The organism is Stenotrophomonas sp. STK16_22 (assembly GCF_051984505.1).
Lineage (GTDB): Bacteria > Pseudomonadota > Gammaproteobacteria > Xanthomonadales > Xanthomonadaceae > Stenotrophomonas > Stenotrophomonas maltophilia_A.
Genome location: NZ_CP196972.1, coordinates 2,556,937 through 2,571,309 on the forward strand (window position 1 = coordinate 2,556,937; position 14,373 = coordinate 2,571,309).

Consider the following 14,373-nt stretch of genomic DNA (forward strand, 5'->3'; position numbering starts at 1 on the left):
TCAGTTCGAATCGGATTCGTCGGCCACCGCCAGCGCCGCCAGGCGCTCGGGCTGCAGCAGCAGAATCTCGCGCTGCTTCACCGCGATGATCCCATCATCGCTCAGGCGGCGCAGCACGCGGCTGGCGGTTTCCGGCGCCATCCGCAGGTAGTTGGCGATCTCGGTACGCGCCATGGTCAGGTTGAAGCGCGTGGCGGAAAAACCGCGCCGCGCGTAACGCTCGGACATGTCGAGCAGGAACGCCGCCATGCGCTCTTCGGTACGGTGATTCGCGGCTAGCGTGGCGACCTTGCCGATCTCCGCGCTGAGCAGGCTGAACAGCTTGGCCTGCAGCCCCGGCATGCGTGTGGCCAGCAGGCTCAGCTTGGGGAACGAGATGCGGCACAGGTGCACGGTGTCCAGCGCCACCGCATTGCAGGGGAAGCGCGAGCCGTGAATCGCATTCAGGCCGATCACTTCGCCCGGCAGGCTGAAGCCCAGCACCTGCTCGTTGCCCTGGCTGTCATCGACGAAGGTCTTGACCATACCGGCGCGCACCGCAGCAATCGAATCGAACGACTCACCGGCGCGGAAGATGTAGTCGCCGGCATGGAACGGACCGACGTGGTCGACCAGCACATGCAGGTCACCCAGCGCGGTCTTGTCGTAACCCTGCGACATGCAGGCATCGGAAAATGCACAGGTACTGCAGAAGTGCAGCGCGTCGCCATCATCGGCGGCGGCGGGGTTCGGCGTGGCCCGGCCGAGGCGACCCTGGGAAGGCGGAGTTGAAGACATCGGGGCAGGACTCAAGCGATGGCGGCCGCCGGCCGGAAGCATGCGGCCATCATACGCCACAGCAACCGCCCTTCTTCGGCCAGCCGCAGCACACGTGCATCCCACTGCGCCCAGCCGCGCGCCAGCAGCGGCGACAGCGCCGGCAGCTGTTCGGCGAAGCATTCCTCGAAGGGTTCATCATTACGCCACTCGAAGGCGGCCGCATCGAGGGCATGGTCGCAGGCGATGCTCTGTGCCACCTCGGCCGCCATCCGCTCGTCCTCGGACAGGATCAGGCCCGCGGCCACGCCCATGTGACCGGACTGCAATCGCGCCCGCCATTCGCCCAGCTCGTCCTCCAGCCGATAGAACACTTCGCCGATCTGGCTGCAGGCGGACAGGCCAAGCCCGATGAAATCACTGCGGTCACGGCGCGGCACGCCGGCCAGGTCGCAGTGGCGCTGGCCATCGCCGGGCCCATGCGGATTGGGCAGGTCACCACGCTGGTAGTGGTCACCGCCGATGGGTTCATAACCGGCATCGCGCAGCAGGCGCCAGGCCTGCAGCCAATGCGCTGCCGACGGACGCTGCGGCAGCGCGCACGGTGCCGGCAGCAGGATGCGCTCGGGTGCCTCGGCCAGCACCTCATGCAGACGCTCGATGAAACCGGTGTCCTCACTGGCGGGAATGCGCAGCTGGTAGTAGCGCGCAGTGAAGCCGACCTGCCGCGCCTGTGCCAGCAGGGTCGGCCCCGGCGCATCGGCACGGTCGATCACGTTCAGGCGGGTGCACCCCACCGCGCGCAGCTGCGCCGGTGACAGCGCGCTGCCGGCGTCCAGCCGCACTTCCACCTGCGGCCGCGCCACCGTGCGCAGGTGCTGCGGCACGGCGTCCAGCAGCTGGCCCAGCTGCGGCGGCGGCAATGTCTCCGCCAATCCCAGCTGCAACACCATCGCCACCACTTCGCGGTCCTCGGCCAGGGCATCGGCCTGCAGCTGCAGGGCCAGCAGCAAGGTGTCCAGATACGCCTGTGGCGGCACATCGCGACCACCACGACCGGCCTGGAAGCCGAGCGTCAAGCCACGCGGGATCAGGTGCTCATTGCTGGCGCGCACGGCGGCGCGCCAGCCGCTTTCGCCAAAGCCGGTGCTGAACTGGTCAGCCGCCGGGAACAGCACATGCCGGGGCTGCCGCAGCAATGCTGCCTGCAGCGCAGTGTCCTCACTCTCATCGACGTGGAAGCTCATGGCAGCCATCTTCGGGCGTTCCTCTTCGCGTGGCCCTGATTGAAATCAAGCGTGGCGCATCGGTGGGTTCATGCCGGCCAGCGGCCGGCACTACCCTTTCGCCCGCTACCCGGTAGTGCCGGCCGCTGGCCGGCAACCCCCTCCACCCACCGCGCACCGTTCCGGTAGTGCCGGCCGCTGGCCGGCCCCCCCCTTCACCTGCCGCGCACCCGCTCGGCGGCGGCCGCATCGATGGCTTCGGGCAGGTCGGTCTCGCGGTCGATCTGCGGGAAGTGACGGCGTTCCATGCGGCGTATCGCAAAGTGCATCCATGCCAGTGCAGCCGCCACCAGCACGAACAGCAGCATGAAACAGCTGCTCCAGATGCCCACGGCATCGTTCAATGCGCCGAACACGATCGGCAGGATGAAGCCACCCAGGCCGCCGATCATGCCGACCACACCGCCCACCGCACCCACGTGCTGCGGGTAGTACACCGGAATGTGCTTGTAGACCGCCGCCTTGCCCAGCGACATGAAGAAGCCCAGCACGAATACCAGCACGGTGAACATCACCACGCCGATGGCCAGATGGAAGTGGATCGGGCCATGGATACCCTTCACCACGTACTCGGTATCCGGGTAGGCCAGCAGGAAGGTGCAGATGGCCGACACGCCGAAGGTCCAGTACATCACCCGGCGCGCGCCCATCCGGTCCGACATCCAGCCACCGACCACGCGGAACAGGCTGGCCGGGATCGAATAGCACGCCGCCAGCATGCCGGCATGACCCACGTCCATGCCGTAGGCGCCCACCAGGTAGTGCGGCAGCCACAGCGCGAGCGCCACGAAGCCACCGAACACGAAGAAGTAGTACAGCGAGAACCGCCAGACCTGCAGGTTCTTCAGCGGTGCCATCTGCTCGGCGAACGGCACCGGCTTCACGCCCTCGCGGCGGCGCTGCTCCAGCGACGGATCTTCCTTGCTGAAGAGGAAAAACAAGACCGCGGTGACGGCCAGCGCGACCGCCCATACCTTGGCAACCATGGTCCAGCCGGCCGCCACCATCACCAGCGGCGCCAGCAGCTTGGTCACCGCCGAACCGATGTTGCCGGCACCGAAGATGCCCAGCGCGGTGCCCTGCTTGCTGGCCGGGAACCACTTGGAGACGTAGGCCACGCCCACCGAGAAGTTGCCGCCGGCGATGCCCACGCACAGCGCGGCGATCAGGAACTGGGTGTAGGTCTGCGCATAGGTCAGCATCCAGGTGGCCACTGCGCCACACAGCATCACCAGCACCATCACCTTGCGGCCACCGAACTGGTCGGACCAGATGCCGAGGAAGACGCGGCTGACCGAACCGGTCAGTACCGGCGTGGCGATCAACAGGCCGAACTGGGTGTCATTCAAACCAAGCTGTTGGCTGATCTGGATGCCGATGATTGAAAAGATCATCCACACCGCGAAGCACACGGTGAAGGCGAACGTGCTCAGCCACAGCGCACGCTGCTGCTGCCCGGCACTGGCGGGGGCAAGGGCCTGGTTCATGGGGTCTCCTCGTTCAATGGGGGTCAGCCGATATCCGCGTCGGCTTCGATCTCGTCCAGCCCGCGCACCGGGTAGCGTTCCTGCAGCTGCAGCAGGTAGGCCTGCACCTCGCGCTGGCGTACCTGCAGTTCCAGGTAATCACGCAGCTGTGGCAGCACCGCCTCGAACGACTGTGGCTGGCCTTCCTCGCGGGCATCGACGCAGACCACGTGGTAGCCCCAGCGCGATTCCACCGGGAATCCCGCCAGGCCCTCGCGCAGGCGGAACACCTGGCGGTCGAACTCCGGCGTGGTCTGCCCACGCTGCAACCAGCCCAGGTCGCCGCCTTCGCTGCTGGACGGGCAGCGCGAATGGCGCAGGGCGAAATCGGCGAACAGGTGCGGCGACTCCTTCAGCAGTCCGACCAGCCGCTCGCCTTCGGTGCGTGCGGCAAACCGCCCGGCCACGTCGTCGGCCGGCGCCGCCAGCAGTATATGGCGCAGGCGCACGCGATCGGGCGAGCGGAAGCGCTCCGGGTTCTGCTCGAAGTAGCGGCGGCAGTCCTCGTCGGTCGGCACGCGGTCTTCGATCGCGTCCTCCAGCAGCTGCTGGATCAGCACTTCCTCGTCGCTTACCCGGTTGCCCTCCGGTGCCTGCAGGCCCAGCCGCTGCGCTTCCAGGCGCAGCAGCTCGCGCACCACCAGGGCACGCGCTGCTTCGGCGCGCGACTGTTCCGGGCGCATCGCCCGGTGGTGCTGCATCTCGCGGGCGATGTCGGCCTCGCTGATCGCGGTCTCGTCCACGAACAGCCGGCAGGGTGCCGGCTGCCCAAGCGAGCGCGACCCCTGCTCCGCCGCGTCGTGGTGATGCGAATGCGCCTCGGCAGGCACCGGTGCGGCGGAGTCGATCACGGTGACCGGCAGGAATTTCGGCAGGCTGCCCATGGTTTACTCCCGCGGACCGTAGCGCAGCGTGGCCTGGCGGCGGCGCACCACCTGGTACGGCCGCCACAGGTAGCTGATCGGAATGCTCCACACGTGCACCAGGCGGGTGAACGGCGCGATCAGGAACAGGGTCAGGCCCAGGAAGATATGCATCTTGTAGACCCAGCTGACGCCCTCGATGTAGTCGGCGGCACCGGCGCGGAAGGTCACGATGTGCTGCGCCCATTCGGCCAGCTGCACCATCACCCCACCGTCCAGGTGGCCGGACGAGATGCGGATGCTGTAGAGGCCCAGGCATAGCTGGGCGAACAGCAGCACCAGCACCAGGGTGTCACCGAAACTGCCGGTGGCCCGTACCCGCGCATTGAACAGGCGGCGTACCAACAGGATGCTGATGCCGATGAAGCACAGCGCGCCGAACACGCCGCCCACCACCATCGCCAGCATCTGCTTCTGCGACGAGGTGATGAAGTGCTCGTACACCGCATGCGGGGTCAGCAGGCCGACCAGATGGCCACCGAGGATGGCCAGGATGCCGATGTGGAAGCAGTTGCTGCCGATCCGCATGCCCTTGTCCGACAGCATCTGGCTGGAGCCGGTGCGCCAGGTATACATGGCCTTGTCGTAGCGGGCCCAGCTGCCGAACAGCAGCACCGCCACGGCGATGTACGGGTAGTACTGGAAGGCGAATTGATGCAGGGAGTAACTCATGGCTGGACCTCTCGATGCGAAGGACGGGCCGGCGAACGCACGGGCGGCTTGCAGTCTTCGGCGGGGGCTTCGGCGCCGAAGCGCACCGCCTCCTCCTCCCACAAGCGGTCCATGGCCTCGGCGGTATCGTCGCGGACTTCTTCGCTGGCACGCTGGCGCAGCGCCTGCAGATCGGCCTTGCCGTCACCGGCTTCGACCAGGATCTCGAACAGCACCCGGTGCGGCAGCTCACGCTCGGCGGCACGCGCCGCCAGCATCCCGGCGATATGGCCGATGTGGTGCAGCCACTCGCGGGCCTCACTGCCGGGGCGATGGGCCAGGAACTCCAGCAGCAGCGGCAGGTAGTCCGGCAGCTCGCGCGCATCCAGTTCGAAGCCGTTGCGGCGGTAGGTCTCGACCAGATCGACCATGGCCTGGCCACGATCTCGCGACTCGCCATGGATGTGTTCGAACAGCAGCAGGCTCATCGAGCGGCCGCGGTCGAAACTGGCCAGCCATGCGGCCTGTGCGTCCAGTGCATCGGTGTCCAGCAGCTGCTGCACGAAGCTGCGCAGCTGCTGGCGGCGGGCGGCGTTCAGCGCCGGGTCGTCGCAGGCGGCGAGCAGTTCCTCGCCGTGCTGCCACAGTTCTTCACGGGGGTAATCCAGCAACACCCCGACCAGCTTGAGCACGCTCATCACACCACCTCCTTGCGGCGGTGGTTCGGGCCCTTGTCCACCACGAAGGTGGTGCTCTTGCGCTGGCCGAACAGATCGGCCGGGCTGTCACCATTGCAACCGTTGCCGAAGGTGAAGCCGCAGCCGCCGCGCTCGCCGAAGGCATCGTTGGCATACTCGCGGTGCCCGGTCGGAATCACGAAACGGTCCTCGTAGTTGGCGATGGCCAGGTAGCGGTACATCTCTTCCACCTGGGCGATGCTCAGCCCAGTCTGCTCCAGCACGGCGGTGTCTTCCACGCCGTCCACGTTCTTGGCCCGGCGCCAGGCACGCATCGCCATCAGGCGCTCCAGTGCGCGTACCACCGGCGCTTCGTCACCCGCCGTCAGCAGGTTGGCCAGGTAGCGCATCGGGATGCGCAGCGAGGCCACGTCCGGCAGCTCGCCGCTCATGCCCACGCGGCCACGCTCGGCGGCGGACTGGATCGGCGACAGCGGCGGTACGTACCAGACCATCGGCAACGTGCGGTATTCCGGGTGCAGCGGCAGCGCCAGCTTCCAGTCGATCGCCAGCTTGTACACCGGCGACTGCTTGGCCGCATCCAGCCAGCTGTCCGGGATGCCTTCCTTGCGCGCCGCAGCGATCACCGCCGGATCGTTCGGGTCCAGGAAGATGTCCAGGTGGGCCTGGTAGAGGTCCTTCTCGGCGGCCACCGAGGCGGCCTCGGCAATGCGGTCGGCGTCGTACAGCATCACGCCCAGATAGCGGATGCGCCCCACGCAGGTCTCCGAACACACCGTCGGCTCACCCATCTCGATGCGCGGGTAGCAGAAGATGCACTTCTCCGACTTGCCGCTCTTCCAGTTGTAGTAGATCTTCTTGTACGGGCACGCCGACACGCACATGCGCCAGCCGCGGCACTTGTCCTGGTCGATCAGCACGATGCCATCTTCCTCGCGCTTGTAGATCGCGCCCGACGGGCACGCCGATACGCACGCCGGGTTCAGGCAGTGCTCGCACAGGCGCGGCAGGTACATCATGAAGGTCTTCTCGAAGGCGCCGTAGATCTCCTTCTGCACCTGGTCGAAGTTGTAGTCGCGCGAGCGCTTGCTGAACTCCGAACCCAGGATCTCCTCCCAGTTGGGGCCCCACTCGATCTTCTGCATGCGTTCGCCGCTGATCAGCGAACGCGGCCGCGCGGTGGGCTGGTGCTGGCTGTCCTTGGCGGTGTGCAGGTTCTGGTAGTCGAAATCGAACGGCTCGTAGTAGTCGTCGATCTGCGGCAGATCCGGATTGGCGAAGATCTTCGCCAGCATGCGCCAGCGGCCGCCAGCACGCGGCACCAGCTTGCCGGCGCGGGTGCGCACCCAGCCGCCGTTCCACTTGTCCTGGTTTTCCCATTCCTTCGGGTAGCCGATGCCCGGCTTGGTTTCCACGTTATTGAACCAGGCGTATTCGACGCCCTCGCGCGAGGTCCAGACGTTCTTGCAGGTGATCGAGCAGGTATGGCAGCCGATGCACTTGTCCAGGTTCAGCACCATCGCGATCTGTGCACGGACCTTCATCACACCACCTCCTTGCTGGCCGATGCCGAAGCACCAGCAGGCTGCTCATCGGTCGCTCCTGCGCGTCCTGCGCCCGCGACACTCGAACTTCCTTGTTCATCGTCCAACCAATCGATCTTGTCCATCTTGCGCACGATCACGAACTCGTCGCGGTTGGTGCCGCAGGTGCCGTAGTAGTTGAAACCGTAGGCCAGCTGCGCGTAGCCGCCGATCATGTGGGTGGGCTTGAGCACAATGCGGGTCACCGAGTTGTGGATGCCGCCGCGGGTCCCGGAAATCTCCGAGCCCGGCACGTTGATGATGCGTTCCTGGGCGTGGTACATCATCGCCATGCCCGGCATCACGCGCTGGCTGACCACCGCACGCGCGGCAATCGCACCGTTGACGTTGAACAACTCGATCCAGTCGTTGTCGACGATGCCGGCACTGCGCGCGTCGTCCTCGCTCAGCCACACGATCGGGCCACCGCGCGACAGCGTCTGCATGATCAGGTTGTCGCTGTAGGTGCTGTGGATGCCCCACTTCTGATGTGGCGTGATCCAGTTCAGCACGATCTCCTTGTTGCCGTTCGGGCGCTGGTTCAGCAGCGGCTCCACCGTGCGCGTGTTGACCGGCGGCCGGTAGCCCATGAAGGCCTCGCCGAAGTCGATCATCCACTCGTGGTCCTGGTAGAACTGCTGGCGACCGGTCACCGTGCGCCACGGAATCAGCTCGTGCACGTTGGTATAGCCGGCGTTGTAGCTGACGTTGTCGTCTTCCAGGCCCGACCAGATCGGCGAGGAGATGATCTTGCGCGGCTGCGCCTGGATGTCACGGAAGCGGATCGCCTCGTGCTCCTTGCCCACCGCCAGGTGGGTGTGCTCGCGGCCGGTGAACGTGCCCAGCGATTCCCACGCCTTCACTGCCACGTGGCCGTTGGTTTCCGGTGCCAGGTGCAGGATCACCTCGGCCGCGTCGATCGCGGTCGAAATGGCCGGACGGCCCTGGCTCACGCCCGCGTCGTGCACGGTGTGGTTGAGTTTGCCGAGGAATTCGACTTCGTGCTTCGTGTCCCAGCTCATGCCCTTGCCGCCGTTGCCCAGCTTGTCCAGCAGCGGGCCCAGCGAGGTGAACTTGCGGTACAGGTTCGGGTAGTCGCGCTCCACCACCGTCATCGACGGCATGGTCTGGCCCGGGATGGCCTCGCACTCGCCCTTCTTCCAATCAGCCACGCCGAACGGCATGCCCAGCTCGTTCGGGGTGTCATGCAGGGTCGGTACCAGCACCAGATCCTTCTCCACGCCCAGCACACCCGGCGCCATTTCGCTTACGGTGCGGGCGACCTCCTTGAAGATCTCCCAGTCGCTGCGCGATTCCCAGGCCGGGTCCACCGCCTTCGACAGCGGGTGGATGAACGGGTGCATGTCCGACGTGTTGAGATCGTCCTTCTCGTACCAGGTGGCCGTGGGCAGCACGATGTCCGAGTACAGTGCGGTGGTGCACATGCGGAAGTCCAGCGTCACCAGCAGGTCGAGCTTTCCTTCCGGCGCTTCGTCACGCCACTTCACCTCCTCCGGCTTGACCGCGCCCATCTCGCCAAGGTCCTTGCCCTGCAGGCCATGACGCGTGCCGAGCAGGTGCCGCAGCATGTACTCGTGGCCCTTGCCCGACGAACCCAACAGGTTCGAGCGCCAGATGAACATCATCCGCGGATGGTTCTGCTGTGCATCCGGATCGGCGAAGGCGAAGTCCAGCGAGCCGTCCTTGAACTTGCCCAGCGCGTAGTCGGCCGGGGCAACACCCGCCGCTTCGGCCTCGCGTACCAGCTGCAGCGGGTTGCGGTCCAGCTGCGGCGCACACGGCAGCCAGCCCATGCGCACCGCGCGCAGGTTGAGGTCGGCCAGGCTGCCGCTGTACTTGCTCGCATCCGCCAGCGGCGACAGCAGCTCGTCCACCTGCAGCTTCTCGTAGCGCCATTGCCCGGTGTTGAAGTAGAAGAACGAGGTGCCGTTCATGTGGCGCGGCGGGCGGCTCCAGTCCAGGCCGAAGGCCAGCGGCTGCCAGCCGGTCTGCGGGCGCAGCTTTTCCTGGCCCACGTAATGCGCCCAGCCGCCACCGGTCTGGCCCACGCAACCGCACATGATCAGCATGTTGATCAGGCCGCGGTAGTTCATATCGTTGTGGAACCAATGGTTCATCCCGGCGCCGACGATGATCATCGAACGGCCATGGGTCTTGTCGGCGGTACGTGCGAACTCGCGGGCGATCTCGATCACCTCGGCGCGCGACACGCCGGTGATGCGCTCCTGCCACGCCGGTGTGCCCGGCACCATGTCATCGAAGCTCGATGCCACGTTGCCGCCGCCAAAGCCACGGTCCACGCCGTACTGGGCCAGCAGCAGGTCGTAGACCGTGGCCACCAGGGTCTCGCCACCGTCTGCCAGCGCCAGGCGACGCACCGGGATGTTGCGTTCCAGTACCTCGTCGGCCGGCGCGGCGGTCCAACCTTCCGACTCGATGCCACCGAAGTACGGGAAGCTGACCGCCTCGATGCCCTCATGGGCGTCGGCCAGGCTCAGCCGCAGGCGCGTATCGGCGCCCTTGCTTTCCTTCTCCTCGATGTTCCACTTGCCCTTCTCGCCCCAGCGGAAGCCGATCGAGCCGTTGGGCACCACGATCTGGCCGCTGTTCTCGTCGTAGGCCAGGGTTTTCCAATCCGGGTTGTTGGCTTCACCCAGCCCGCCCAGTTCACTGGCACGCAGGAAACGGCCCGGCACCAGGCGGCCGTCATCGCGGCGCTCCAGGCGCACCAGCATCGGCATGTCCGAGTACTGGCGGCAGTAGTCCTGGAAATACTGCGAGGGCGAATCGACGTGGAACTCGCGCAGGATCACATGGCCGAAGGCGAAGGCCAGCGCCGCATCGGTGCCCTGCTTGGGGTGCAGCCAATGGTCGGTCAGCTTGGCCAGCTCGGAATAGTCCGGGCAGATCGCCACCGTCTTGGTGCCGTTGTAGCGCGCCTCGGTGAAGAAGTGTGCATCGGGCGTGCGCGTCTGCGGCACGTTCGAGCCCCAGGCGATGATGTAGCGGCTGTTGTACCAGTCGGCCGATTCGGGCACGTCGGTCTGCTCGCCCCAGATCTGCGGCGAGGCCGGCGGCAGATCGCAGTACCAGTCATAGAAGGACAGGCAGGCGCCACCCAGCAGGGACAGGTAACGCGCGCCGGCGGCATAGGACACCATCGACATCGCCGGAATCGGCGAGAACCCGACCACGCGGTCCGGGCCGTACTGCTTCACCGTGTACAGGTTGGAGGCGGCGATGATCTCGTTGGCCTCTTCCCACTGCAGGCGCACGAAGCCGCCCATGCCGCGGCGGGTCTTGTACGAACGCGCCTTCTCCTTGTCCTCCACGATGCTGGCCCAGGCATCGACCGGAGCCTTGCTCTTGCGCGCTTCGCGCCACAGGCGCAGCAGCGTGCCGCGGATCAGCGGGTACTTCAGCCGGTTGGCGCTGTACAGGTACCAGGAATAGCTGGCGCCACGCGGGCAGCCACGCGGTTCATGGTTGGGCAGGTCCGGGCGCGTACGCGGGTAATCGGTCTGCTGGGTTTCCCAGGTGACCAGGCCGTTCTTGACGTAGATCTTCCAGCTGCATGAACCCGTGCAGTTCACGCCGTGGGTGGAGCGCACGATCTTGTCGTACTGCCAGCGGGCGCGGTAGCTGTTTTCCCAGTCACGGCCTTCGCTCTTGGCGAATCCGTGGCCATCGGCAAAGGTCTGGGGGTCACGCTTGAAGAACTGCAAGCGATCGAGGAAATAACTCATCGGGGGTCTCCCTTTGCGGACATCGGCATCGTGGCTGTGTATGTCATCTGGCTGCGGTGCGTTTTCATGTCGTCAGCAGGGTGTCTCGGCACCGCGCCGGTAGTACCACCACCAGGTCACGGCCAGGCAGGTGACGTAGAAAACAACGAATCCGTACAGCGCCATGTCGGGGCTGCCGGTCAAGGTGATGGACGAGCCGTAGCTCTTGGGAATGAAGAAGCCGCCATAGGCGCCGATCGCACCGGAGAAGCCGACCACCGCGGCCGACTCGATGCTGGCCTGGTGCGCGGCCGTGGCCTTGCCTTCGGCGTTGTCGTTGGCCGACCAGCGCTCATGCAGGGTGCGGAAGATCACCGGGATCATGCGGAACGTAGTGCCGTTGCCGATGCCACTGAGCACGAACAGCGCCATGAAGCTGAGCAGGAAGCCATGGAAGTTGCCGCCCTGGCCGTGGCTGGGCAGGAAGTGCAGTACGCCGAACACGGCCGCGATCATCAGCGCGAACACCCAGAAGGTCAGGCGTGCGCCGCCCCAGCGGTCGGCCATGCTGCCACCCACCGAGCGCATCAATGCGCCCAGCAGCGGGCCGATGAAGGCGTAGGCCAGCGGGTTCACGTCCGGGAACTGGCTCTTCACCAGCATCGGGAAGCCGGCCGAGAAGCCGATGTAGGAACCGAAGGTGCCGATGTACAACCAGCACATCAGCCAGTTGTGCTTGCGGCGGAAGATCACCGCCTGCTCGGAGAACGACGAGCGGGCGCTGGTCAGGTCGTTCATGCCGAACCAGGCCGCGATGGCGCACAGCGCGATGGCCGGCACCCAGATGAAGCCGGCGTTCTGCAGGAACAACGGCGCCCCACCCTCCACCGTGGGCAACGGTGCACCACCCAGCGCACCGAACACGCCCACGGTGATGACCAGCGGGATCACCGCCTGCGCCACCGACACGCCCACGTTGCCCAGGCCGGCGTTCAAGCCCAGCGCCAGGCCCTGCTTCTGCTTGGGGTAGAAGAAGGAGATGTTGGACATCGACGACGAGAAGTTCGCGCCACCGAACCCGCACAGGATCGCGATGGCCACGAACACCCCGTACGGCGTGGCCGGGTTCTGTACCGCAAAGCCGAGCCAGAGCGTCGGCGCCAGCAGCGAGGCCGTGGACAGCGCGGTCCAGCGGCGGCCGCCGAAGATCGGGATCACGAACGAATAGAAGATGCGCAGCGTGGCGCCGGACAGGCTGGGCAGCGCCACCAGCCAGAACAGCTGGTCGGTGCTGAAGTTGAAACCGATCTTCGGCAGGCTGATCGACACCGCCGAGAACAGCACCCAGACCGAGAAGGCCAGCAGCAGCGAGGGGATCGAGATGACCAGGTTGCGGGTGGCGACCCGCTTGCCGGTGCGCTCCCAGTAGCCGGGATCTTCCGGCGTCCAGTCGCTGATGACGCGACCCGGACGGGCAGTGCTGCGGACAACAGGATCGCTACCGACGGTCATACATGGCTCCAAGGCTGTGGAATGACGTGGGTACTGCGTTTCAAGTTGTGACCCGTCGTCATGCAGCCATTAGGCCGCGCAGCAACAACGACGGGGTTGATCTGGATCAATCAGGGGCCGGTTTCCGCCGTGCCCCTGACAAATGTCAAACCGGTGAAGCGGTGTTGCGGCGGGTCACCCCGCGCTGGCGCACGCTGTCGCGCACGTCCACATCGAACTGCAGCTGAAGCTGGCCGCCATCTTCCAGGGCAATGTCGAATGGCAGCCCATCCCGGCACGGCAGCCGCGCCGCCAAGGCCTCGACTGCCGGGCGCGGCAGTACCAGGCGGCAGAAGGTGCCGCCATCGAGCAGCACCGGTTGATCGCCGCCATGCAGCGACACCGCCATGCCCCAGCCCTCGATGCCGCCAAAGCGGGTCATGTTCTCGACCGATTCACCGGCCAGCAGGCGCGCCAGTTCGGCCTCGTCCAGGCGAAGCCGTACTGATTGATCCTGCAACTGCACTTTCATGACGCAACATCCTCCCATTGTTCGGGGGTATTGCAGTTGACCAGGCAGGCTTCGTCAACGCTTTCCAGCAGCAGCGCGTGCATCTGCAGGCGGCGCTGGAAGGCCTGTACCGAGCGCGGCCCGTCCGCATCATCCAGCATCGCGGCCAGCACGCTACGAGTGGCATTGTCCACATTCAACCGCATGGGAAAGGGATGCCCGTCAAAGATCGTGCATGCGCCCTGCCCCTCGGCAGCCAGCCGTTGCAGCAGCCGTGGCGCCAGCAACGGCGTATCCACCGCTACCACCCAGGCCGGGCTGTCGGGCATCTGCTGCATCACGCTGTGCAGTCCACCCAGGGGGCCGCAGCGCGCTACCTGATCGGGGATGCCGCCGAAGGCCGGATAGTCACCGCTCACCCAGACCCGACCGGCGCCAGCCTGCAGCAGCAGGCCACGCATGTGTTCCAGCAGGGTGCGCCCCTTCCACGGCAGCAGCGCCTTGTCGCGCCCCATCCGGCTGGACAGGCCACCGGCCAGCACGATGCCGTTGATGCTCATCGCAGTAGTGCCACGCCATGCGTGGCTGCGTCGGCCGGATTCATCGGGAAGGCCGCATCCACGCATGGCGTGGATCTACTGAACCCCACGGCCATCCAGATATTCGGTGGTAGAGCCACGCCATGCGTGGCTGCAGCGGGCTCAATGCTGGTGGTCGTGCGCATGGTCATGGGCATGTGCGGGCTCGCTGTCCGCATGGCACAGGCTGCAACCCTCGCTCCACTCGCTGTCGCCGTCCTCGTAATGCTCCTGCTTCCAGATCGGGCACTGATGCTTCACCACCTCGATCAACTGGCGGCAGGCACGGAACGCCTCGTCCCGGTGCGGGCTGCCCGCAGCCACCACCACCGCCACATCGCCAATGCCCAACCGGCCCTTGGCATGGGCCACATACAGCTTCAGCTTCGGACCGAACGTCGCCTCGACCTCCGCGGCCAAGCGCTTGAACTCGTTCAACACCAGCGGCTCGAACAGGTCGTAGGTGATCCCGGTCACCGGTCGGCCGATATTGACGTCGCGCACCTTGCCGATGAACACATCGATGCCACCGAAACCCGGATCGGACACCGCAGCGATGCCCTCGGCCGGATCGATCGCCGCCTGCGCGCGGTCCACCACCTTGGCGATGATCTTCTCGCTCAT

At 66.1% G+C, this 14,373-nt stretch carries 12 protein-coding genes; all 12 read right to left on the reverse strand.

Annotated features, from left to right (window positions below):
- The 12 genes from ACSYAO_RS11770 to ACSYAO_RS11825 all read right to left on the reverse strand — a co-directional run bounded on the left by ACSYAO_RS11770 (position 1) and on the right by ACSYAO_RS11825 (position 14,373).
- Complete coding sequence (locus tag ACSYAO_RS11770) at positions 1-777, reverse strand: helix-turn-helix domain-containing protein (RefSeq protein ID WP_049401325.1); 777 nt, start codon at positions 775-777, stop codon at positions 1-3.
- Positions 778-788: 11 nt separating this feature from the next.
- A complete protein-coding gene (locus ACSYAO_RS11775; RefSeq protein WP_049462795.1) occupies positions 789-2,003 on the reverse strand; it encodes a coproporphyrinogen III oxidase in 1,215 nt (404 codons plus the stop codon).
- Positions 2,004-2,197: 194 nt separating this feature from the next.
- Positions 2,198-3,529: an MFS transporter gene (locus ACSYAO_RS11780; RefSeq protein WP_014037437.1), complete on the reverse strand. Its 1,332-nt coding sequence runs from the start codon at positions 3,527-3,529 to the stop codon at positions 2,198-2,200.
- A gap of 23 nt (positions 3,530-3,552) precedes the next feature.
- Positions 3,553-4,452 carry a peptidylprolyl isomerase gene (locus ACSYAO_RS11785; RefSeq protein WP_049462746.1) on the reverse strand — a complete coding sequence of 300 codons (900 nt, stop codon included), beginning with the start codon at positions 4,450-4,452 and terminating at the stop codon, positions 3,553-3,555.
- 3 nt (positions 4,453-4,455) lie between these two features.
- On the reverse strand, positions 4,456-5,163 hold the full coding sequence (gene narI, locus ACSYAO_RS11790) for a respiratory nitrate reductase subunit gamma (RefSeq protein ID WP_049462747.1): 708 nt from the start codon (positions 5,161-5,163) through the stop codon (positions 4,456-4,458).
- Positions 5,160-5,840, reverse strand: a complete 681-nt coding sequence (narJ, locus tag ACSYAO_RS11795) for a nitrate reductase molybdenum cofactor assembly chaperone (RefSeq protein WP_049462748.1) — start codon at positions 5,838-5,840, stop codon at positions 5,160-5,162. The genes narI and narJ overlap by 4 nt, the downstream gene beginning before the upstream one ends.
- On the reverse strand, positions 5,840-7,384 hold the full coding sequence (gene narH / locus ACSYAO_RS11800; RefSeq protein ID WP_012511273.1) for a nitrate reductase subunit beta: 1,545 nt from the start codon (positions 7,382-7,384) through the stop codon (positions 5,840-5,842). Before narH ends, narJ begins: the two co-directional genes overlap by 1 nt.
- Positions 7,384-11,190 (reverse strand): nitrate reductase subunit alpha, encoded by a 3,807-nt coding sequence (locus ACSYAO_RS11805; protein WP_049462749.1) that lies wholly within the window; start codon positions 11,188-11,190, stop codon positions 7,384-7,386. Before ACSYAO_RS11805 ends, narH begins: the two co-directional genes overlap by 1 nt.
- Positions 11,191-11,262: 72 nt before the next feature.
- Positions 11,263-12,681 carry a NarK family nitrate/nitrite MFS transporter gene (locus tag ACSYAO_RS11810; RefSeq protein WP_049462750.1) on the reverse strand — a complete coding sequence of 473 codons (1,419 nt, stop codon included), beginning with the start codon at positions 12,679-12,681 and terminating at the stop codon, positions 11,263-11,265.
- A gap of 145 nt (positions 12,682-12,826) precedes the next feature.
- Complete coding sequence (locus ACSYAO_RS11815) at positions 12,827-13,192, reverse strand: hypothetical protein (RefSeq protein ID WP_012511276.1); 366 nt, start codon at positions 13,190-13,192, stop codon at positions 12,827-12,829.
- Positions 13,189-13,731: a molybdenum cofactor guanylyltransferase gene (gene mobA / locus ACSYAO_RS11820; protein ID WP_049462751.1), complete on the reverse strand. Its 543-nt coding sequence runs from the start codon at positions 13,729-13,731 to the stop codon at positions 13,189-13,191. The genes ACSYAO_RS11815 and mobA overlap by 4 nt, the downstream gene beginning before the upstream one ends.
- 141 nt (positions 13,732-13,872) lie before the next feature.
- Positions 13,873-14,373 carry a molybdenum cofactor biosynthesis protein MoaE gene (locus ACSYAO_RS11825; protein WP_049444673.1) on the reverse strand — a complete coding sequence of 167 codons (501 nt, stop codon included), beginning with the start codon at positions 14,371-14,373 and terminating at the stop codon, positions 13,873-13,875.